This window comes from Paenibacillus sp. J22P218, from assembly GCF_056269195.1.
The window spans coordinates 1-20,014 of sequence record NZ_JBWDNL010000010.1; the positions used below are offsets into that span (position 1 = coordinate 1).

Here is a 20,014-nt window from a genome sequence, read left to right on the forward strand (position 1 = left end):
AAGCACAGCAATGTGTGTAGCTGACGAATACTAATCGGTCGAGGGCTTATCCTAAAAGGCTTATATGGTCCATACAACCTATAGGCAACAGCTAAAGTTCAGCAGCAACATCTTTCGTATCCAGTTTTCAGGGCGCAATGCCTCTGAGATCATGGTTGTGTCTTTTCTGAAGTGATTCGGGAAGCATAATCATCGAAAAACACCGTTTGGTGGCGATGGCGGAGGGGAACCACGCGTTCCCATACCGAACACGACCGTTAAGCCCTCCAGCGCCAATGGTACTTGGACCGCAGGGTCCTGGGAGAGTAGGACGTCGCCAAGCACGAGGAACCAACCGCATGTACATGCGGTTGGTTTTTTGTTGTGCGCAGAAGCGGCGACTTACCCCTCCCAGCCTGGGAGAGTAACTGAACCTTCGATCGATAAAAGGGCGAGGAAGCAGGCCCGGCCATAGAGGAAGGTTCAGATGCCGACCTCGAAGGAAGCACAAGTAGTCTATTCAGCCGGTGCGGAATGGCCGTCGCCAAGCACGAGGAACCAACCGCATGTGATGCGGTTGGTTTTTTGTTGTGCGCAGAAGCGGCGAGCTACCTCTCCCAGCCTGGGAGAGTAACTCAACTTTTGATCGATGAAAAGACGAGGAAGCAGGCCCGGCCATAGAGGAGGTTTCAGATGCCGAGCTCGAAGTAAGTATAAGGTAGGATTTTGATTTTAAAGCATATGCTAACGAATCCTACGAACCTTAATTGTTCTAAATAAGGTTATTTGAGCACGCTAAAGAACTCTGATTACCTTATTGGTCTTCCGAGTTCCCTAATATGCTTTAAAGTTACAGAATAGCGACCTCTAGATTCGTTAAGTGCTCAACTGTGTAGGGAAATGATGAATAGAGATATCTGGATTCGTTAGCCAGGAAAGGGGACGAGATGCCCCCGCGGTATGATATGAGTTAACGATGATAATACGAGGCTTCCTTGGAGTCGAGCCTTACAACGCCGTCCTTGCGTTGCTTGCGAAGGGCGAAGGATAACATCAGCCTTGGTATGAGAAGCCATAGATGCCAGCATACGATGCTAATCATTAGCGATTCGTTAATCCACGGATACAGGAGGCCGATGATGCAGAGGCCGAGCCAGAACATTTGACGATGAACGCGCCGGTAGACGAGCAATGTAATATCGCTAGCGGGCTTGAAACCGATCCATGGCGGATTAATTCTCCAGATCCATTTGCGATCGGCAGCTTCCTCTACTTTAATAAACGTGAGCAGCATAATAACGATATGCAACACTTGTACGACAGCAAAGCCGAATAACCATGAGAAAAGCCCGTCCATTTGATACATGAGCATTTGGAAAGCGAGCAATAAGCCCGATATAAGAAGGTGGCTCATGATCAGCTCAGGCCGAATAACCTGGCGTTTAACGAGCATATACTGATAAATTGTAGCGTTTCGTTGATCGGTTAGCGATTGGCGCATTCACGAACGTCCTTTCGGTGTGAATCATACATTCTCGTTATTATATCGGCCTATTGTACACGTATATGGAGAGCGAGCAGTAAACATTTTTGACCGAAATGGCGAACCATCTGCGGAGTGGGCGCATACGATATATAAATATTTGAAATGGGCTATGAAACAAGTATAAAAAGATAGATTATGCGACATAATAGTAGCTATATAGGCAGGCATCAGAAAGCGGGGATTATAATGAATGATAATCGCGATCTTCATTGCATTATTTGCGGTCAACATAAGGCCGAGGGCGAAGGGATTCGAATTGTATCCGAATTTATTTGTACCGACTGCGAGAACGAGATGGTGAGAACGGATGTGAAGGATGCGAAGTATCCTTTCTTCATTCACCAGATGAAGCAAATTTTTATTGAAAAAAATGCATGAGCAGCCTCTTGCTACAGAGAGTTGCTCTTTTTTTTGCGTGCCGATAAGCTACAATAGAGCGTATAGAGCATTTTAATCGAGCAGCTATGATGGAAAGGATCGTCTTATTATAATGAAGCCATTTATTGCGCCTTTATTTGAAAATTTAAGGAAACATGCCAATACAGATCCGGTTAGCCTGCACGTTCCCGGACATCGCGGCGGTCAAGCGATAGCTGCGGTGAATGATAGTGATGAGAATGATGAGTCATATATAGCTTATTATCATGAAATAATGAAGCTCGATGTGACGGAGCTATCCTCTACCGATGATTTGCATCATCCGGAGGGTTCTATTCAAGAAGCGCAACTGCTCGCAGCGAGTTGCTTCGGCTCGGAGGAGACATTCTTTCTTGTAGGCGGCAGTACGTCTGGCAATATAGCGCTGTTGCTTGCTATTTGTGAGCCGGGCGATGAAATCATTGTTCAGCGCAATGTACATAAGTCTGTTATAAATGGGTTGAAGCTTGCTGGAGCAAAAGCGATCTTCCTGACGCCGCAATATGAGCAGCGATCTGCTCTAGCGGTAATCCCCTCACTCCAGGATGTTGAATGGGCGCTTAAGCAATATCCTGACGCTAAAGGTGTGTTTCTTACTAATCCGAACTATTACGGGATGGGCGTAGATCTAAGCGCTTATGCTGAAGCCATACATCGCTGCGATAAGCTGTTAGTCGTCGATGAAGCTCATGGAGCGCATTATGGGTTGCATCCTGAGCTTCCTACTTCGGCGATCGTTGCTGGGGCTGACGCGGTCGTACAATCCACGCACAAGACATTGCCAGCTCTTACAATGGGCGCGATGCTTCATGTACAGGGGGAACGTTTGCCTAGGCAAGCATTAAGGGAATCGCTGGCGATGATTCAAAGCTCTAGCCCATCGTTTCCAATCCTATCGTCGCTCGATATTTCCCGAGCAATGATTGATCGTTTCGGTCCCTCTCTATTCGCAGGGGCACTGGAGCAAGCCGCATCGTTCCGTAGCTGGGCCAGTGAATATGGTTCTCCGCTAGAAGTAATGGATGTATTGACCGACAGTGATCCTCACACCGCTGCAATAAGCTATTGCGACCCTCTTAGAATCGTTATGTATGATCGCAGCGGCACTTGGACCGGATTCGAGCTGCAGAAGCAATTGGAGCAGCATGGCTGCTGGGCGGAGATGGCTGATCCGAGACATGTAGTCCTTATCTTTGGTATTCATATCTCTTCTGAGCATACGAGCAGGCTCAAGGAGGCTATATCAGCGATTTCCAAGCTGTGCAAGCCAACCTTACCCGATGATGATACAGCTGGTAAGAAGCCCGACACATCGCCTAACAGCATGGTGCATACATCGAATTGGGCTGAGCGTATCTCACAACCGGTTTCATTGGCAAGATCAATATCTAAGCATGCGAAGCAAAAACGTATATCGTTAAGCGAGGCGGAGAACTATAGGGCAGCGGAGATGGTCATTCCCTATCCTCCAGGCATTCCTATTGTATATCCGGGGGAGAAGCTTACAAGAGCGTTGATCGATCAGATAGCGCGGTTGGCGACTGCAGGAGCTAAGTTTCAAGGTGCGGCTGATCCGGTTATGAATACAATAGGCGTATATGAGTAATTGTTCATTGTACTGGCTGGAACGCTTTGTTAGAATGGAAGGAAGCGGACAATATGCCGCTGTTAGGATAGACAATATTATTTTATGGTTAGGAGAAGCCTTAGATTGAAACAAGGTGTATTCATTACAATAGAAGGCGGCGAAGGCGCCGGCAAGACGACACTGATTGAACGGCTGGCGCATACGATGCTGCAGAGAGGGAAGGAAGTCGTCATTACGCGCGAGCCTGGCGGCATCCCGATAGCCGAGCAGATCCGCACCGTTATTTTGGACCGGAGCAACGTAGCGATGGATGCAAGAACGGAGGCACTGCTTTACGCGGCTGCAAGGCGTCAGCATTTGGTGGAAAAGGTGCTGCCTGCGCTTGAAGCAGGCAAAGCGGTCATCTGTGATCGCTTTGTTGACAGCAGTCTTGCTTATCAAGGCTACGCACGGGGACTGGGCGTTGAAGAGGTATGGAACATTAACCTCTTCGCTATTCAAGAGCTGATGCCGCAATTGACGGTTTATATGGATATCTCGCCGGAAGTAGGCCTAGCACGGATCGCGCAGTCGGCGGAGAGAGAAGTGAATCGGCTCGACCTGGAGAAGCAGTCTTTCCATGAACGTGTACGCGAGGGATATATACAGCTGTTGCAGAAGTACCCGGATCGTATGGTGCGAGTGAATGCCGAGCAAACGCCCGAAAATGTGTTTATGGACGTTTTGGATGTCGTTGATCGTCGTTTTGAAGGATTTTTTGCAACCGATGTCAAACTTTAAGAAGATCAAGAAGAATGAAATAACGTAATCTAATAGTAATCAAGGGGGAATGAAGATGAAATTAGTTATTGCGGTTATTCAGGATAAGGACAGCAATCGACTGTCGAATGCTCTTGTTCGTGAAGGCTTTAGAGCGACGAAGCTGGCAAGTACGGGTGGATTCTTGAGAGCGGGCAATACAACATTCATGATCGGTATCGAGGATGAGCGCGTTCATGAGGTGCTGCAGGTCATTGGATCGAACTGTAAGGTGCGCGATCAGTTGGTTACGCCGGTATCGCCTATGGGCGGCTCAACGGATTCTTACATCCCATTCCCTGTTGAAGTACAGGTTGGCGGTGCAGCAGTATTCGTCATTCCGGTCGAGCGGTTCGAACATTTCTGATTGGGCGTGATTAAAAGATGAAGATAGATCATGGATTCCGACCCGTCGGACAGAATAGAACGAATGCGGACCAAACTTCTAAGCCAGTGCAGGCGAAGAGCTTCGGTGATGTGATGGTGCAGCAGAACGACCAGCGCACGCAAGAGCAGATGCAGCAAAAGCTGCAGGACATTCATCGTCAAGGCGAGCGTCTTGCAAAGCTAATGACGGTGCGGGAGCTCAAGCTGTACCGCCAGATGGTGAAGTCGTTTCTAGAGGATACGGTCAGACGCGGAGTCGTATTGAAAGAAATTAAAGGGTTCGATCGCAGAGGACGCGTGAAGCGTTATAAGCTTCTCGACGAGATTGATGAGTCTCTTATCGCAATGGCAGAGGAGCTGCTCGAAAGCGAGGAAGGACGAATCGATCTTCTGAGTAAGATCGGCGAGATTCGCGGAATGCTGATTAACCTGTTGTTCTGATAGAAAGGTAAGGAGTAGTTATGAGTCTTGATCAAATGAGCGACCAATGGAAAGCGCTGCGTATTCTAAAGCATGCCCTAGGCAGCGGCAAAATATCGCATGCGTATTTGTTCCACGGGCCGTCCGGTACGGGACGAATGGCTATGGCTCGCGCTTTCGCCAAGGCGCTGTTCTGTACGGCAGGCGGAGATGATGCATGCGGTCTATGCCTCGAATGCCGTAAGTTCGAGCATGGCAATCAGACGGATCTCATTACGATCGCGCCTGACGGTCAATCCATTAAGATTGATCAGATTCGCGAGCTGCAGCGTGATATGTCTTATCGGAATAGCGGTACGAAGTGGAAAATCTATATGATCGAGCAGGCAGACAAGATGACGCAGGCGGCTGCTAACAGCTTGCTTAAGTTTCTTGAAGAGCCGGTATCGCCTGTTGTGGCCATATTAATAACCGATAATGGACAAGCGGTATTGCCTACGATTCGCTCACGGACGCAGTGGGTACCATTTCTCCCTATGTCGCCAGAGGCTATGCTGGAAGCGCTAGTTGCGGAAGGGGCGCCTGCTCTGCTTGCGCGGACGGCTGTGCAGATGAGCTCGGGACTCGATGGCGCTAGACAATTTCTCCAGCAGAATCAGTTTGCAGAAATAAGAAATCTAGTGATACAATTAGGCAAGGAGAGTTCAACCCGATTCACCACGGCGATGATCACTGCTGGGCAACAGTTATTTAAGACAGAACTTACAGAGCATACACAATTGCTGCTGTCGATGTTTGTATTATGGTTTAAAGATTTGATACAGTTCCAAGCCGGAAGGCAAGGAAATATCGTTTTTATAGATCAGTTGGATTGGATAGGCAAAAATGCTTTTAATCGATCATTTGCAGGCTGGGTGTCCTGCATTGAGCATACGCTTGAAGCGAGCAAGCGTATACGAGCGAATGTCACGCCTCAGCTCGCGTTTGAGCAACTATTGGTAAACCTACAGGAGGGCTAATCCTTGTATAATGTCGTCGGTGTCCGCTTCAAGAAAGCGGGCAAGATCTATTACTTTGATCCGGTCGAGCATCCCGTGAACAAGGACCAGCATGTTATTGTTGAAACAGCGCGGGGGATCGAATACGGTAAAGTGGTGGTGGGACAGAAGCAAGTTGGTGAATCGGATGTCGTCCTTCCTCTTAAGAAAGTGATACGCGTTGCTAACGATGTCGATGCCAAAGTCGTCGACGAGAACCGCGCAGCGGCTAAGAACGCATTCACTACGTGCCTGGACAAGATCAAAGGCCATCAGCTTAGAATGAAGCTGGTTGACGTAGAGTTTACTTTCGATCGCAACAAAATTATTTTTTACTTTACGGCAGAAGGCAGAGTGGACTTCCGTGAACTCGTCAAGGATCTCGCAAGCGTGTTTCGCACGCGAATCGAGCTTAGACAAATCGGTGTCCGCGACGAAGCGAAGATGCTTGGCGGCATCGGTCCGTGTGGACGAGTTCTATGCTGCTCCTCTTGGCTGGGCGACTTCGAGCCTGTATCCATCAAGATGGCCAAAGACCAGAACCTATCGCTCAATCCTACGAAAATATCCGGATTATGCGGTCGCCTCATGTGCTGCTTGAAATATGAGCATGACAATTACGAGAGTGTTCGTGAGGAACTGCCGGCGGTAGGGAAAATCGTCATTACCTCACTTGGTGAAGGAAAAGTAACAGGCATTAATGCGCAAGCGAAGAGTGTATTCGTAAGTTTGTTTGATACACCGGGCAAGCCGAAGGAACTGCCGTTTGACGATGTCGTTATTAAATAGAAGGCATAGGCTGCCAGAGATGCTTATGCTGGAAGCTCTGGGGTGGGAACTTGGAGAAGAAAGATATAATCGTACAGATCGATGAGTTGGATACAAGGTTCGCTAAGTTCCATGAAGAGCTGAATGATCTGAAGCAGGAGATGAAAGAGCTGCTGGAGGAGAACAAACGCTTAAGCATGGAGAACCACCAGCTCCGTAAAGTATTCAAGCGCGAAACTGCGCCAGCGCGAGAAGCGCTGCTGAAGCCTGTCGGCGCTGAACGTGAGCCTGTACTCTTCGAGTCGCAGACTGCCCATGAGGATGTTCTAATTGCGGCAGGCAACGCTGTAGGAGAAGGCCATGATAATTTAGCGCGGCTGTATCATGAGGGCTTCCATATTTGCAATGTGTATTACGGGCATTTGCGGACCGAGGGAGATTGCTTGTTTTGTCTATCCTTTCTAAATAAATAATGCAATCCGTATTGACAAGCCGTCCTTACCGCAAAGGGCGGCATTTTTATTACCACATCAGAATGTGTACTTTAAATTTTAAGGGTTAATAAAGGAGAGGCATTGACGTGTCTGAATCTGTAATCTTGGCGTCTAATGAACGTCTAGATGATTTAATGACGGAGAATGGGTTGAAAATTATACAGAGCAGGGAAGTGTTCAGCTTCTCGCTTGACGCAGTGCTACTGTCACGCTTCGCCAATATTCCGAAACGGGGCAAGATTGTTGACCTATGTACAGGCAATGGTGTAATTCCGATGCTACTAAGCACACGGACGAAAGCACAGATCGACGCAGTCGAAATTCAGCCGCGATTGGCTGATATGGCAAGGCGGAGTATCGAGATGAACGGACTGCAGGAGCAGATACGGGTCATCGAGCAGGATTTGCGGGTTTATGCGAAGGAAGCGGGTAACGGCGTCTATGATGCGGTTACGGTCAATCCGCCGTACATGCCTGTAACGGCAGGCGATCAGAACGAGAATGAGCATTATGCGATTGCTAGGCATGAAATTCATTGCACGTTGAACGATGTGATGCAGGCGAGCGCCAGACTAGTGCGCCCTGGGGGCAAGGTAGCGATGGTACATCGCCCTTCAAGGCTGCTTGATATCGTAGAGACGATGCGCAAGTGGAAGCTGGAGCCGAAACGGATACAATTCGTCCATCCTCACGCGAATGCGGAGGCGAATATGATATTAATAGAAGCCATGCGTGACGGGAAGCCTGATATTAAGCTTTTGCCGCCGATAATGGTGTATGAGAACGGGGTGCAAATCGTATGAACGTACAGAAGAGCTTTGAAAAGGACAGCGCCAAACAGCCTTATGGCAGCTTATATCTCGTAGGTACGCCAATCGGCAACTTGGAGGATATGACGTATCGTGCAATTCGGACGTTGAAGGAAGTACAGCTTATTGCAGCCGAGGATACGAGGCAGACGCGAAAGCTTCTCACGCATTTCGAAATCAGCACACGAACGGTAAGTTACCATGAGCATAACAAAAACGCGAGCGGACCGGAATTGATCCGGCTGCTGCAGGATGGACAGTCCATTGCACTGGTAAGCGATGCAGGGTTGCCAGCCATATCCGATCCAGGCGCCGATCTCGTACGCGATGCGATCGATAATGGTATAGCGGTAATTCCGATTCCTGGCGCTAATGCTGCGCTTTCGGCGCTTATTATGTCCGGGCTCCCGACGGACAGCTTCACGTTCGCCGGATTTCCCCCGCGTGACCGCAAATCGCTTACGAAGTGGCTGCAGGAGCGGGGCGGAAAGCGTGACACACTGCTGCTCTACGAATCACCGCATCGCGTTACGAAGACGCTGGACGTCATATTGGACAGTCTTGGCGATCGCCAGATTGCATTAGTTCGCGAATTGACGAAGCGTCATGAAGAAGCAGTGCGTGGAACGGTGAGCGAATGTATAGCTTGGTTCGCAGAACATCCGCCGCTCGGCGAATTCGTAATCGTTATTGCAGGATTAAGCGAATCTGAGGCGAGTGAACAAGAAGCAGAAGGTGCTTGGTGGTCCGAACTTGATATTGCTGCGCATGTTGCGCATTATGAGAGAGACATGGATCGCAAGGAAGCGATTAAGAGGGCGGCTGTCGATCGCGGCTTGCCGAAGCGGGATGTCTATAACGAGGTTAATCGCTAGAATCGGGACTGTGGATAAGTGGACAAAAAAAGACCTTCCTGGCCGGGTTCTAGCGCAGGAAGGCATCAAGGAGTATAAAAAGGTTAGAATTAACATGTGGATATAAATGATTATAACCTATTTTTTTTATTTTGTCACAGGAGAAGGCATTTCTGATAAACAAATATGGCAAACTATTTTTCCTTTGAAGTAAGAAACGTTCTCTGCATTACCACAGAAGATACATGCAGGCTCGTATTTCTTCAACATGATGCGCTCTCCGTCCACGTAAATCTCTAGCGCATCCTTCTCTCCGATTCCTAGCGTACGGCGCAATTCAATCGGAATAACAACTCGTCCCAATTCGTCCACTTTACGGACAATCCCTGTTGATTTCATCATGATCTATCAATCCCTCTCTTAGATAAATTGTTTCGCCATCGTTCGACATGTTTCTTAGGTTTATGTCTATAATAATACCAACGATTCCCAAAATAGTCAACCTAAAAATTTACTATAAATATCCGTATTTACGGGCATTTGACTACGAAATGGGGGCATACTACTCTGTAATAGAATACAACAGCTTCGACAATTTGGAAACTATTAAACGACACTATTCGACATTAATTCGACATAATGTGTCGAAACTATGAACGAAGGAGATGATCATAAAATGAGAGAGCCGCTTCAGGAAGAGAAGGTATTCAAGGATCCCGTACATCATTATATATACGTACAAGACCAAACGATTTGGGACCTTATTAACACCAAAGAATTTCAGCGTTTGCGCCGAATTCGGCAATTAGGGACGTCCTACTTAACATTCCATGGCGCAGAGCACAGCCGTTTCTCCCATTCGCTGGGCGTATATGAAATTACGAGAAAAATTATTTCGCAGTTCGAGCGCAATAGTTTCCATGACTGGCCGAAGGAAGAGCGGCTCGTATCATTATGCGCTGCGCTGCTCCATGATGTCGGTCACGGTCCGTTCTCCCATTCGCTTGAAGAGGTGTTCGATACCGATCATGAGGAGTGGACGTGCAAAATTATTTTGGAGGATACAGAAATCAATCGTGTATTGCGAGCCGTATCCGAAGATTTTCCGAGCCATGTCGCTGCCGTCATTCAGAAAAAATATCCAAAACCGATCGTTGTCAGCTTGATATCCAGCCAAATGGACGCGGATCGAATGGATTATTTGCTCCGAGATGCTTATTTTACGGGAGTAAATTACGGTAATTTTGATTTGGAGCGCATTTTGCGTGTGATGCGGCCTTACAAAGGGCAAATTGTGGTTAAGGAAAGCGGCATGCATGCGGTGGAGCATTATTTGATGTCGCGTTACCAGATGTATTGGCAGATTTACTTCCATCCGGTTACGAGGAGCTCGGAAATTATTTTGAGGCAAATTTTCCGCCGGGCGAAGGAGCTTTACGAGAAGGGTTATTCCTTCTTATGGATGCCAGAGTCGGTCAAGCGGCTGCTCGATAATACGATGGCCGTCAGCGATTATTTAAAGCTGGATGAAGCGCTTGCGCAGACGGCTTTCATGCAATGGGCCGAAGAGGATGATTCACTGCTGGCCGACCTATGCGACCGCTTCCTGAATCGTCGATTATACAAGTACATAACGATCGATGATCCTGAGCCTACTTTATTAGAAGAAATACGTTTGCTGTTCCTCTCGATCGGCATGAATCCGGAGTACCATATGGAGCTGGATTTCCCGTTCGATCTTCCGTATGACGTGTATCGTCCCGACAGACAAGAGGGAGAAAAGAAAGAAAAAGCGCCGATTTTGTTGTTGGATCATCAGGATGAAATAAGTGAAATATCGGCTAAATCCGACATAGTTAGATCGATCACCGGTTTACATCAGGGACAGTATCATTTGTATTTTCCAGAGGAGCCGCTCAGGATGAATATTTCGCAGATTAGTCCTCATTTGAAACAACTATTTCAGCTTAATGAAGGAGTATAACATCAACATGACATATTTATTTGATACGCATACCCATCTAGACTCACATAAGTTCGACGAGGACCGTAAAGAGGTAATTGAGCGAGCGAGAGAAGCGGGCGTTGATATGCTGCTCAATATCGGCTTCAACCGGGAGACGATCCCGACAACGATTGCGCTTGCTGAAGCTTATGACTTTATCTACGCAGCGGTTGGCTGGCACCCTGTCGACAGCATCGATATGACGCCAGACGACTTGGAATGGATTGAACGTCTATGCGAGCATCCGAAAGTTGTCGCAATCGGTGAGATAGGCCTTGATTACCATTGGGACACTTCACCTAAGGATGTGCAGCATCGTGTATTTCGGGAGCAGATTAGGCTGGCGCGAAAGGTGAAGAAGCCGATCGTCATCCACAATCGGGATGCGCATGAGGATATCGTTAAGATCTTGCGCGAGGAGAATGCGGCAGAGGTTGGAGGCGTCATGCACTGCTATTCCGGCAGCTGGGAGACGGCCAAAGCCTGCCTCGATATGAACTTCTATATCTCGTTCGGGGGACCGGTTACATTCCAAAATGCACGCGTGCCAAAAGAGGTGCTGAAGCAGGTTCCTTTGGACCGATTATTGATCGAAACGGACGCCCCTTATTTGACCCCTCACCCGTTCCGGGGGAAGCGAAATGAGTCCGCTTACGTCTCTCTTGTCGCCCAGTCTGCAGCCGAGCTATTGGGCAAATCCGTGGAAGAAATAGCCAAAATTACGACCGAAAACGGTAAAAAATGTTTTGGTATTGTTTAAAAACGGTAGGAAACGAGAGATTCAATGACCTTTTGGGCGATAAAACTGGATTTTGTTCAGGAAATCTTTAATCTTTTCCGACTTTAACCAGCTTTTTCGCTTAAATCGTCTTTTATCGCTTCTTTACAACAGACCGCCCGTGAAGGTATGATTCATTTCAGAGTTATTACTTTTTGTATTGGATTTCCAGTTTGCGCTTAATCTCCGAAAGGAGAACGGGGGACCCAAGTGCGGGTATTTGAAGGACCGTGCTTTGATCTTTTCAGGGGTGAATTTCGAAGCCATTGCCATGAGCATTGCGATTTCGAATAGGGCAGCTCTCTTGCCCGAATCCGTCAGCTAACCTCGTAAGCGTTCATAGAGAGCGATCAACCTCGTGCACCCATTTTTATGATATCTCGTGTAGACATCCGAGAAGCCACGATACAGATCCTCTGTCGACGGCTTCTTTTTATTTTCGAATAATCGGGAAATCGTCGTCATAGGGTTAGTCATGGAGGTGAGAGGATCGAGAAAAGAAGTAGAATTACTGGATTGCGTGCTCGCACGCCAATATACTATAGTCGCGTCAGTTGTAATCATGCGTAACACTTGGCGGCGGGGCTATGAAGGAGGACCGATGAAATGGGCACAATCCAGGTAAAGGACACCCATGGGAAACGATCATCCAGCATGTCTTTCGCAATGCGATGGAAGCATGAAAATTTGCGTTTGATACTACTCAGTGCTATTATCTCAATCGCTATGACTTTCATGTTACTGGTGTTGTTGTACGGAACGGCTGTCAAAAGCGTCTCCGTAGTAGTGAATGGACAAGAAACCGTTGTAGAAACAAAGCAATGGGTCCTGCAACGCCTACTGGATGAACAAGCTATTACGATTGGCGAGCATGACGAGGTTTCGGTGCCTCTGAATGCAGCCATTAAAGACGGCGATCGCGTTGAAATTAATCACGCGGTGGCGGTCAATGTAACGGCGGATGGCAAGACATCAACGGTGTACACGACAGAAGGAACTGTGCAGGCGGCGATCGAGCAATTAAATATTTCTGTTCGTAATCATGATAAAGTAGTACCGTCGCTTAACTCATCTGTCGAAGAGGATATGTCGGTAACCGTTGTACGCGTCGATACGAAAGTATCGGAAAGCGAGCGGGCGATGCCATTCTCTATCGTGAAGAAAGAAGATCCGACGCTGGAGGTCGGCAAGGAGAAGCTGATCCAGACCGGTAAGCAAGGCCTTATCGTTGAGCATATTCAGAAGCAGTACGAGGATGGCGTGCTTGTTTCTAAGCAAATGGTCAGCAAAGTAATCGAGACCGCTGCTGTCGATCAAGTCGTGGCAGTCGGTACGAAGAAGCCTGAGCCGAAAGTAACCGTGCTCTCTAATAGTAGTCCTACCGTGGAGACGTTGACGAAAAACGGTGTAACGCTTAAGGCGAAGAGCATCTTGAAGAACGTCACGTTAACTGCGTATTCCGCAGGCGTGGAATCGACGGGCAAGGACGAAAGCCACCCTCAATACGGCATTACGGCGTCCGGAACGAAAGTGACGGAAGGCAGAACGATCGCGGTTGATCCGAAGGTAATCCCGATCGGCTGGTGGGTCTTCATCGAAGGCATCGGATTCCGCCGGGCAGAGGATACGGGAAGCGCAATAAAGGGCAATAAGATCGACGTGTATTTCGGTAGTCAGAAGACTGCGGAGAAGTTCGGACGCAAGAAGGGTTACACCGTGTACGTTATTGGACCGAACAAACCGTCATCCACTTAGTGCTTTATCGGCAGCTAACTGTTTATCATCATCTTATCGTAATGTACAATTAAATATGCCATCATAAGAAGAGGCTAAGCCTCTTCTTTTTGTAGTTTTATTGACGCAATTCAGGCAGCAATTGTTGCAGCTATTTAAAATATAGGAAAGTATAAAATTCACACTTATACTAGGCCTATATTTCACCGCGAAACGTTTGCTTTTGCCGCTTAGGATGGCGATAGCCGTTTACGCTTGAGTAAATGAGGAAGGGAATGATCTTAGTGATTAAGGAGATCATTGTCGTAGAGGGCAAGGATGATACCGTTGCGGTGAAGCGCGCAGTAGAAGCCGATACGATTGAGACGAACGGCTCGGCGATAGGCGATGAGGTGCTGCGCCGCATAGCGCTTGCGAATGAACGCCGCGGCGTAATTATATTCACGGATCCCGATCATGCAGGGGAACGCATCCGTAAGATTGTGGCAAGGCATGCGCCGGGCTGCAAACATGCGTTCCTACCGCAGGAGAAGGCGCTGTACAAGGGTGATATCGGTATTGAGAACGCGAGTCCCGAAGCTATTCGCCAGGCGCTCTCCGAGCTTCGAACGGAGACAACGGATACGGCTGGCGAGGTGACCTGGGAGCACTTGATGGAAGCGGGATTGATCGTGCATCCCGATGCGGCTAATCGCAGATTGCTGGTAGGCAAGCTGCTTGGTATTGGCTACGCGAACGGCAAGCAATTTTATAAGCGTTGTACAAGCTTCCGCATCTCAAAGGCGGAGTTCGACGAAGCTATGCGCGAGATGGAACAGCAACTGGAGGGATAGCGATATGAACGGACAAGAAAATACCGCAGCGTCAGGCAGAGCGGCTATTGAAGTGGCAACACCGAAGCGGACGAAGGAAATTATTGCGAAGTACGGCTTTTCGTTCAAGAAGAGCTTGGGCCAGAACTTCCTGATCGATCAAAATATATTAAATAAGATTGTCGAGGCAGCAGAACTCGACAAGACGAAAGGCGCGCTGGAGATTGGCCCGGGTATCGGAGCGCTTACGCAAAGACTAGCCGCTTCTGCGGGCACTGTAACGGCGGTCGAGATCGACAACCGTCTTATTCCGATTCTGCGTGACGTATTGTCCGAAGAGACGAATACGGAGGTTATTCACGGCGATGTGCTGAAGCTGGACCTGAAGCAAGTATTTCAGGATCGCTTCAGCGAAGTAAGCGGCGTTAGCGTCGTTGCTAACCTGCCTTATTACGTGACAACGCCGATCTTAATGAAGCTGCTCGAGGAGCGCCTGCCGCTGGAGCATATCGTCGTTATGATTCAGAAGGAGGTCGCCGATCGGATGGCGGCGAAGCCGGGCGGCAAGGAATATGGCAGCCTCAGCGTAGCCGTGCAATATTACTGCGTGCCGAAGGTCGTATGCATTGTGCCGCATACGGTATTCATTCCGCAGCCGAACGTTGATTCGGCGGTCATCAAGCTGTCGCTGCGCGACAAGCCGGCTGTTGACGTGCCGGATGAGGACCATTTCTTCCGCGTCGTTCAAGCCAGCTTCGCCCAGCGCCGCAAGACGCTGTTCAACAACTTGACCGCTTTCGTTGGCAAGGACAACCGTGAGGCGCTGACAGCGCTGCTCACAGGTATTGGAATTGACCCTACGCGTCGCGGAGAGACGCTGTCCTTGGAGGAATTCGCAAGCGTTAGCCGCGCGATGCTGGAAGCGGGCTGGAGAGGCTAAGCAACCTAAGGCTCTCCTCCCAATCTGCGGCCTGCCGCAGCACATAATAATACTCACCATTCGCCCTGTCTGCCCATAGGATAGACGAAGAGGTGATTTACCCATGAAGCAAGGGGACCTGGTCGTCCGCAAATCGTATGGCGGTGACGTGCTGTTCCGAGTTGAAGCTGTTCGAACACATCATGCCGTCCTGAAAGGCACGGACTACCGATTGCTTGCGGATGCGCCTATTCCCGATCTGTCGGTCGTTCGCGACCCGGAGTCGACAAGAGCGGTTCAGCAAGTTCGTATCAAAGTTAATGATTCGCTGCAGCGCATGCACAATCAGAGAGAACGCCAGGCGGCCCGGACCGTCGATAATATCCGGCTTGCAACGCAGGAGAGCCAGCCCTTCTTCGAAGTGCCCGGAAAGGTGCTGCACCTGGATGGGGACAACAACTACTTGAAGAAGAGCATGCAGCTTTATAACACGATGCATGTGCCCTCACATGGTCTGCACGTCCATGAATCTCAGATGGCTGACGTGCTGTACCGATTGCTTCCCCAAGTGAAGCCGGACATCGTCGTTATAACCGGTCATGACGGCGTGCTTAAAAATCGGATGCAAGAGGACCTATATAGCCTAGGCAGCTACAAAAACTCGCAAAACTTTGTTAATGCTGTTCGCGTTGCGCGGGAATATGAGAAGAACCGCGACGGCCTCGTCGTTATTGCCGGCGCGTGCCAATCGCATTTCGAGGCGCTGCTGCAGGCAGGCTCGAACTTCGCAAGCTCCCCGGGCCGCATATTGATCCATGCGCTCGACCCGGTCTACATCGCGATTAAGGCGAGCTATACATCGATACGCGATACGGTTAATCTGTCCGATGTCATACACGGCACGATTAGCGGCATAGACGGTGTAGGCGGCATTGAGACATTAGGGCGATTCCGCGTTGGCTTGCCGAAGCCCAAGATTACTTCTGTCGGAGCGACATTGAACCCATAATTTTTTTCTTCACGGCGATTTTTGAGGCATATTTCTGATGCGCAGCGTTTACGACAACTTCTTAATATGGATAAAACCAAATAATTTATGCATGGATTTTTAAAAAATGGGTGAAAACACCGTTGACAAGTAAATAATGAGGCTGATATAATATTTTGCTTTGTTTGACAAACCCTCTTTTTTTGGTTATAATGGACAAGGAAAGAGGTGGTAGTGGACAATGGCAAAAAATGCGCTATTGGATATAAAACGCAGTTTGGAAGCTCATGTTGGTTCCAAAATCCGTCTTCGAGCTAACGGTGGCCGACGAAAGACCATCGAACGAACCGGAACGTTAGAAGAAATCTACCCTTCTGTTTTCATTGTCAAGCTGGATGAAGAACAGCACGCGTTCAAGCGTGTCTCATACAGTTATGCGGATATTCTGACCGAATCGGTTGAAGTGACCGTGTGCAATGATGAAGGCCTAGGTCAAGTCCGAATCGCTTATCTTCAACAATAGATTGATATACCTACGCCGTAATCGGCTAGTTGACGCAGATCACATCTGCGTCTTTTTTTTGTCCACTGTTTTAAGGACGATGTACAGGGGTACTGTATGCCGAATGAGCGTCAGCCGTTTGAAGCATACTACTGTCGTAACGAGGGACGTTATTGGAGTTCATCATATTCACAACTTGGAGGGATAGCGAATGAGCCGCAGAAGACGAAGTGTCATGTCGGAGGAACTGAAATATGAGCTGGCGAAGGATTTGGGCTTCTACGATACCGTGCAGCAGGAAGGCTGGGGAGGTATCAAGGCCAAAGATGCGGGCAATATGATCAAGCGGGCCATTCAGCTTGCAGAGCAGGCTGCTGCCAAGTCCAATCGGCCGTAATTCGCTTTACGCCCCGGTTAAAGCTAAGCCTCCTGCGGCCAGTCTATGGCTAGCTTAGAGAGCTTAGCTTTTATTGCGTTCGTTTGCTATAATGAGGGATAAGCTTACGAACGAACGGAGAACGCACCTTTATGAAAATATATGAGAAGGCTTCTGCCAAAATAAACTTAGTGCTCGACGTGCTTCGCAAGCGCGAAGACGGCTTCCACGAGGTCGAGATGATTATGACGATGGTTGACCTTGCGGACCGACTGGAGATGGAAGAGCTCCCGCGCGATACGATCATCATATCAAGCCAGGTTGGCTATATACCGCTAGATGAGAAGAACCTTGCCTTCCAAGCGGCAAGACTGATTAAAGACCGTTATGACGTGCGTAAGGGCGTCTATATTCATTTAGATAAGAAAATACCGGTTGCTGCAGGGCTCGCCGGCGGCAGCAGTGACGCAGCCGCTGCGCTGCGCGGCCTGAACAGGCTATGGAAGCTCGGGATCTCCGAGCAGGAGCTGCGCGAGCTGGGTGCAGAGCTCGGCTCGGACGTGCCTTACTGCGTAACGGGCGGAACGGCCATAGCCCGCGGACGAGGCGAACTGCTCGAGCATATCGACAACCCGCCGCAATGCTGGGTCGTACTGGCGAAGCCTCCGATTAACGTATCGACGGCTGATGTATACGGCAGGCTGAGAGCGAATGAGCTGAAGGTGCATCCCTCGATTCCGAATATGAGAGATGCGCTTGCGAGAGGCTCATTCAATGACATTTGCGAAGGGCTTGGCAACGTTCTGGAGGACGTGACGCTGGAGGTTCATCCGGAAGTACAGCAGATTAAAGAAAGCATGATTCGTCTTGGTGCAGACGGCGTGCTCATGTCGGGAAGCGGACCGACCGTATTCGGACTCGTATCGAAGGAAGCCAAGCTTCCTCGTATCTATAACGGCTTGCGCGGATTTTGCAAAGAAGTCTATGTGGTAAGAATGCTTACATAGGGTTGACGTTCTTCTTGATTAAATCCGTATAAAAATGTTATATTGACATTATATTATTCGGATTTAGTGGGGGGAGATGTGTTTGAAGAAATTGAAACGTAGCGCAAGATTGGTAGAAATGACCCAATACCTGCTAAGTCGTCCCCACACGTTAATTTCGTTGACAGCTTTCGCTGATCGTTATCAGTCGGCGAAGTCATCGATAAGTGAAGACTTAGCCATTATTAAAGAAGTGTTCGAAGAGGAAGGTTTCGGCGAGCTGCATACGCATGCCGGGGCTGCAGGCGGCGTGAAGTATACGCCCAAGATGAAGGAAGAGACCGCTTTATCGATTATGAATGGTATTTGCCGTCAGTTGGAACAGCCCGAGAGGGTATTGCCCGGCGGCTATTTGTATATGACGGATATGCTCGGACAACCGGAGATGCTGGCTGACGTTGGCAGAATGTTCGCAACAGCGTTCGCCGACCGCAGAATCGATGTCATTATGACGGTCGAGACGAAGGGGATTCCTCTCGCTTATGCGACCGCATCCTGTCTCAATATTCCGGTTGTAATCGTTAGACGCGACAATAAGGTTACGGAAGGATCTGCCGTTAGTATTAACTACGTATCGGGCTCGACGAAGCGTATTCAGACGATGTCGCTTGCCCGCAGAGCGCTCAAGGAGCAATCACGCGTGCTAATTATTGACGACTTCATGAAGGCGGGAGGCACGATCCAAGGAATGATGGATCTGCTCTACGAGTTCAAGGCCACAGTAGCCGGTGTCGGCGTATTCGTTGAATCTGGCGAGGTTGAGCTGGAGGAACGGCTATTGGAAGACTACGTTTCCTTGGCGAAGCTGACGGCTGTGGACATGAAGACGAAGCAGACGACGGTTCTTCCGGGCAACTATTTCAAATAACGGAGAGGCTGTGACAAGCGTGACTGCAAAACAAGTACCGCAAGTAGTAGCTACAGATAAAGCTCCTGCGGCGATTGGCCCTTATTCGCAAGCGATCAAGCTAGGGGGACTATTATTTACTTCCGGACAGATTCCTCTCGACGCATCCGGCCAATTGGTCGAAGGCGGTATTGAGGAGCAAGCTCATCAAGTGTTCCGCAATCTTGAAGCGGTGCTCGCAGCTGCTGGAGCAACGTTCAAAGATGTGGTGAAAGCGACCGTATTTATGAAAGACATGAACGATTTTGCAACGGTCAACGGCATCTATGCTTCGTATTTTGGCGACCATAAGCCAGCGCGTTCGGCGGTAGAAGTGGCGCGGCTTCCGAAGGATGTTCTTGTCGAAATCGAAGTCATTTCATCGACAAATGTCGAATGACAACGAAAAACATTCATGTACAAAAAAATATTTTTAAATTAGCATGATTTTACCAAAAAAATAGAAGGATTTTGCACAAAAACGTGGAAGTATACACCAAGTCTCTGATAGGCAAAGGTGGTGAACACAAGTGCAAATTACTGATGTCAGACTCCGCCGTGTAAATTCCGAAGGGCGTATGAAGGCAATCGCTTCCATTACCATTGACAATGAATTCGTCGTTCACGATATCCGCGTGATTGATGGTAACAATGGTATGTTCGTCGCAATGCCAAGCAAACGTACTCCGGACGGAGAGTTTCGGGATATCGCTCATCCGATCTCTTCAACCACCCGGGAGAAAATCCAAGCTGCCGTATTGGCTGAATACGAGCGCGCAGCAGAGGAAGTTGTTATTGAAATCGAAGAAGGCGCTTAATCAAGGGGCTTCACAATTAATATTTTTTTTGGAGGAGAGGGCCATACGGCTCT

Annotated in this window: 24 protein-coding genes, 1 rRNA gene and 1 riboswitch; of the genes, 23 read left to right on the top strand and 2 right to left on the bottom strand. The window is 48.8% G+C overall.

Annotated elements, in window-relative coordinates:
* Positions 1-205: 205 nt before the first annotated feature.
* Positions 206-322, top strand: a 5S ribosomal RNA gene (gene rrf / locus AC0YN0_RS29600).
* Between the two features lie 627 nt (positions 323-949).
* Here the strand turns inward: rrf and AC0YN0_RS29605 are convergent.
* Positions 950-1,480, bottom strand: a complete 531-nt coding sequence (locus AC0YN0_RS29605) for a transposase (protein ID WP_442050077.1) — start codon at positions 1,478-1,480, stop codon at positions 950-952.
* 231 nt (positions 1,481-1,711) lie between these two features.
* Here AC0YN0_RS29605 and AC0YN0_RS29610 point away from each other — a divergent pair, with 231 nt between their 5' ends.
* The 10 genes from AC0YN0_RS29610 to rsmI all read left to right on the top strand — a co-directional run bounded on the left by AC0YN0_RS29610 (position 1,712) and on the right by rsmI (position 9,118).
* Entirely contained in the window at positions 1,712-1,903 is a 192-nt protein-coding gene (locus AC0YN0_RS29610) for a sigma factor G inhibitor Gin (RefSeq protein ID WP_337103110.1), read from the top strand.
* Between the two features lie 112 nt (positions 1,904-2,015).
* Positions 2,016-3,548 (top strand): aminotransferase class I/II-fold pyridoxal phosphate-dependent enzyme, encoded by a 1,533-nt coding sequence (locus AC0YN0_RS29615; protein WP_475824529.1) that lies wholly within the window; start codon positions 2,016-2,018, stop codon positions 3,546-3,548.
* Positions 3,549-3,653: 105 nt separating this feature from the next.
* The gene (gene tmk / locus AC0YN0_RS29620) at positions 3,654-4,310 is read left to right on the top strand and encodes a dTMP kinase (RefSeq protein ID WP_475824530.1); all 657 of its coding nucleotides are present in this window, start codon (positions 3,654-3,656) and stop codon (positions 4,308-4,310) included.
* A gap of 55 nt (positions 4,311-4,365) precedes the next feature.
* Entirely contained in the window at positions 4,366-4,695 is a 330-nt protein-coding gene (locus AC0YN0_RS29625; RefSeq protein WP_337103113.1) for a cyclic-di-AMP receptor, read from the top strand.
* A gap of 17 nt (positions 4,696-4,712) precedes the next feature.
* Positions 4,713-5,156, top strand: a complete 444-nt coding sequence (locus AC0YN0_RS29630; RefSeq protein ID WP_442050074.1) for a YaaR family protein — start codon at positions 4,713-4,715, stop codon at positions 5,154-5,156.
* 20 nt (positions 5,157-5,176) lie between these two features.
* On the top strand, positions 5,177-6,154 hold the full coding sequence (gene holB, locus AC0YN0_RS29635) for a DNA polymerase III subunit delta' (RefSeq protein WP_475824531.1): 978 nt from the start codon (positions 5,177-5,179) through the stop codon (positions 6,152-6,154).
* Positions 6,155-6,157: 3 nt separating this feature from the next.
* On the top strand, positions 6,158-6,961 hold the full coding sequence (locus tag AC0YN0_RS29640; RefSeq protein WP_475824532.1) for a PSP1 domain-containing protein: 804 nt from the start codon (positions 6,158-6,160) through the stop codon (positions 6,959-6,961).
* Between the two features lie 50 nt (positions 6,962-7,011).
* Positions 7,012-7,413 carry an initiation-control protein YabA gene (locus AC0YN0_RS29645; RefSeq protein WP_475824533.1) on the top strand — a complete coding sequence of 134 codons (402 nt, stop codon included), beginning with the start codon at positions 7,012-7,014 and terminating at the stop codon, positions 7,411-7,413.
* Between the two features lie 155 nt (positions 7,414-7,568).
* Entirely contained in the window at positions 7,569-8,237 is a 669-nt protein-coding gene (locus AC0YN0_RS29650) for a tRNA1(Val) (adenine(37)-N6)-methyltransferase (RefSeq protein ID WP_475824580.1), read from the top strand.
* Positions 8,234-9,118, top strand: a complete 885-nt coding sequence (gene rsmI / locus AC0YN0_RS29655; protein ID WP_475824534.1) for a 16S rRNA (cytidine(1402)-2'-O)-methyltransferase — start codon at positions 8,234-8,236, stop codon at positions 9,116-9,118. Before AC0YN0_RS29650 ends, rsmI begins: the two co-directional genes overlap by 4 nt.
* A gap of 126 nt (positions 9,119-9,244) precedes the next feature.
* On the opposite strand, the gene AC0YN0_RS29660 is transcribed toward rsmI, so the two are convergent.
* On the bottom strand, positions 9,245-9,499 hold the full coding sequence (locus AC0YN0_RS29660) for an AbrB/MazE/SpoVT family DNA-binding domain-containing protein (protein ID WP_012772023.1): 255 nt from the start codon (positions 9,497-9,499) through the stop codon (positions 9,245-9,247).
* Positions 9,500-9,773: 274 nt separating this feature from the next.
* Here AC0YN0_RS29660 and AC0YN0_RS29665 point away from each other — a divergent pair, with 274 nt between their 5' ends.
* The 12 genes from AC0YN0_RS29665 (at position 9,774) to spoVG (ending at position 19,961) form a co-directional block, all read left to right on the top strand.
* Positions 9,774-11,081 (top strand): HD domain-containing protein, encoded by a 1,308-nt coding sequence (locus tag AC0YN0_RS29665; RefSeq protein WP_475824535.1) that lies wholly within the window; start codon positions 9,774-9,776, stop codon positions 11,079-11,081.
* Between the two features lie 7 nt (positions 11,082-11,088).
* On the top strand, positions 11,089-11,862 hold the full coding sequence (locus tag AC0YN0_RS29670; protein WP_475824536.1) for a TatD family hydrolase: 774 nt from the start codon (positions 11,089-11,091) through the stop codon (positions 11,860-11,862).
* A gap of 184 nt (positions 11,863-12,046) precedes the next feature.
* Positions 12,047-12,232, top strand: a riboswitch (cyclic di-AMP (ydaO/yuaA leader).
* 254 nt (positions 12,233-12,486) lie between these two features.
* A complete protein-coding gene (locus tag AC0YN0_RS29675) occupies positions 12,487-13,635 on the top strand; it encodes a ubiquitin-like domain-containing protein (protein WP_337103121.1) in 1,149 nt (382 codons plus the stop codon).
* A gap of 263 nt (positions 13,636-13,898) precedes the next feature.
* Positions 13,899-14,447 (top strand): ribonuclease M5, encoded by a 549-nt coding sequence (rnmV, locus tag AC0YN0_RS29680; RefSeq protein ID WP_442050084.1) that lies wholly within the window; start codon positions 13,899-13,901, stop codon positions 14,445-14,447.
* 4 nt (positions 14,448-14,451) lie between these two features.
* Positions 14,452-15,366 (top strand): 16S rRNA (adenine(1518)-N(6)/adenine(1519)-N(6))-dimethyltransferase RsmA, encoded by a 915-nt coding sequence (rsmA, locus tag AC0YN0_RS29685; RefSeq protein WP_475824537.1) that lies wholly within the window; start codon positions 14,452-14,454, stop codon positions 15,364-15,366.
* Positions 15,367-15,469: 103 nt separating this feature from the next.
* Entirely contained in the window at positions 15,470-16,354 is an 885-nt protein-coding gene (gene yabG, locus AC0YN0_RS29690; protein WP_442050065.1) for a sporulation peptidase YabG, read from the top strand.
* Between the two features lie 220 nt (positions 16,355-16,574).
* Positions 16,575-16,856: a biofilm formation stimulator Veg gene (gene veg, locus AC0YN0_RS29695; protein WP_307208015.1), complete on the top strand. Its 282-nt coding sequence runs from the start codon at positions 16,575-16,577 to the stop codon at positions 16,854-16,856.
* A gap of 190 nt (positions 16,857-17,046) precedes the next feature.
* Positions 17,047-17,232 (top strand): small, acid-soluble spore protein, alpha/beta type, encoded by a 186-nt coding sequence (locus AC0YN0_RS29700; protein WP_475824538.1) that lies wholly within the window; start codon positions 17,047-17,049, stop codon positions 17,230-17,232.
* 131 nt (positions 17,233-17,363) lie between these two features.
* On the top strand, positions 17,364-18,218 hold the full coding sequence (gene ispE, locus AC0YN0_RS29705) for a 4-(cytidine 5'-diphospho)-2-C-methyl-D-erythritol kinase (protein ID WP_337103126.1): 855 nt from the start codon (positions 17,364-17,366) through the stop codon (positions 18,216-18,218).
* 82 nt (positions 18,219-18,300) lie between these two features.
* Entirely contained in the window at positions 18,301-19,125 is an 825-nt protein-coding gene (purR, locus tag AC0YN0_RS29710) for a pur operon repressor (RefSeq protein ID WP_337103127.1), read from the top strand.
* Positions 19,126-19,144: 19 nt separating this feature from the next.
* Positions 19,145-19,543, top strand: a complete 399-nt coding sequence (locus AC0YN0_RS29715) for a RidA family protein (RefSeq protein ID WP_442050063.1) — start codon at positions 19,145-19,147, stop codon at positions 19,541-19,543.
* A gap of 130 nt (positions 19,544-19,673) precedes the next feature.
* A complete protein-coding gene (gene spoVG, locus AC0YN0_RS29720) occupies positions 19,674-19,961 on the top strand; it encodes a septation regulator SpoVG (protein WP_307208009.1) in 288 nt (95 codons plus the stop codon).
* Positions 19,962-20,014: the final 53 nt, after the last annotated feature.

Excerpts from the sequence above, each read along its gene's own strand:
- AC0YN0_RS29605 (WP_442050077.1), bottom strand. The coding sequence starts at position 1,480 with ATGCGCCAATCGCTAACCGATCAACGAAACGCTACAATTTATCAGTAT.
- veg (WP_307208015.1), top strand. The coding sequence starts at position 16,575 with ATGGCAAAAAATGCGCTATTGGATATAAAACGCAGTTTGGAAGCTCAT.
- rsmI (WP_475824534.1), top strand. The coding sequence starts at position 8,234 with ATGAACGTACAGAAGAGCTTTGAAAAGGACAGCGCCAAACAGCCTTAT.
- AC0YN0_RS29650 (WP_475824580.1), top strand. The coding sequence starts at position 7,569 with ATGACGGAGAATGGGTTGAAAATTATACAGAGCAGGGAAGTGTTCAGC.
- AC0YN0_RS29660 (WP_012772023.1), bottom strand. The coding sequence starts at position 9,499 with ATGATGAAATCAACAGGGATTGTCCGTAAAGTGGACGAATTGGGACGA.
- AC0YN0_RS29630 (WP_442050074.1), top strand. The coding sequence starts at position 4,713 with ATGAAGATAGATCATGGATTCCGACCCGTCGGACAGAATAGAACGAAT.
- AC0YN0_RS29625 (WP_337103113.1), top strand. The coding sequence starts at position 4,366 with ATGAAATTAGTTATTGCGGTTATTCAGGATAAGGACAGCAATCGACTG.
- AC0YN0_RS29670 (WP_475824536.1), top strand. The coding sequence starts at position 11,089 with ATGACATATTTATTTGATACGCATACCCATCTAGACTCACATAAGTTC.
- holB (WP_475824531.1), top strand. The coding sequence starts at position 5,177 with ATGAGTCTTGATCAAATGAGCGACCAATGGAAAGCGCTGCGTATTCTA.
- AC0YN0_RS29675 (WP_337103121.1), top strand. The coding sequence starts at position 12,487 with ATGGGCACAATCCAGGTAAAGGACACCCATGGGAAACGATCATCCAGC.
- AC0YN0_RS29615 (WP_475824529.1), top strand. The coding sequence starts at position 2,016 with ATGAAGCCATTTATTGCGCCTTTATTTGAAAATTTAAGGAAACATGCC.
- yabG (WP_442050065.1), top strand. The coding sequence starts at position 15,470 with ATGAAGCAAGGGGACCTGGTCGTCCGCAAATCGTATGGCGGTGACGTG.
- AC0YN0_RS29665 (WP_475824535.1), top strand. The coding sequence starts at position 9,774 with ATGAGAGAGCCGCTTCAGGAAGAGAAGGTATTCAAGGATCCCGTACAT.
- rsmA (WP_475824537.1), top strand. The coding sequence starts at position 14,452 with ATGAACGGACAAGAAAATACCGCAGCGTCAGGCAGAGCGGCTATTGAA.
- AC0YN0_RS29700 (WP_475824538.1), top strand. The coding sequence starts at position 17,047 with ATGAGCCGCAGAAGACGAAGTGTCATGTCGGAGGAACTGAAATATGAG.
- AC0YN0_RS29610 (WP_337103110.1), top strand. The coding sequence starts at position 1,712 with ATGAATGATAATCGCGATCTTCATTGCATTATTTGCGGTCAACATAAG.
- ispE (WP_337103126.1), top strand. The coding sequence starts at position 17,364 with ATGAAAATATATGAGAAGGCTTCTGCCAAAATAAACTTAGTGCTCGAC.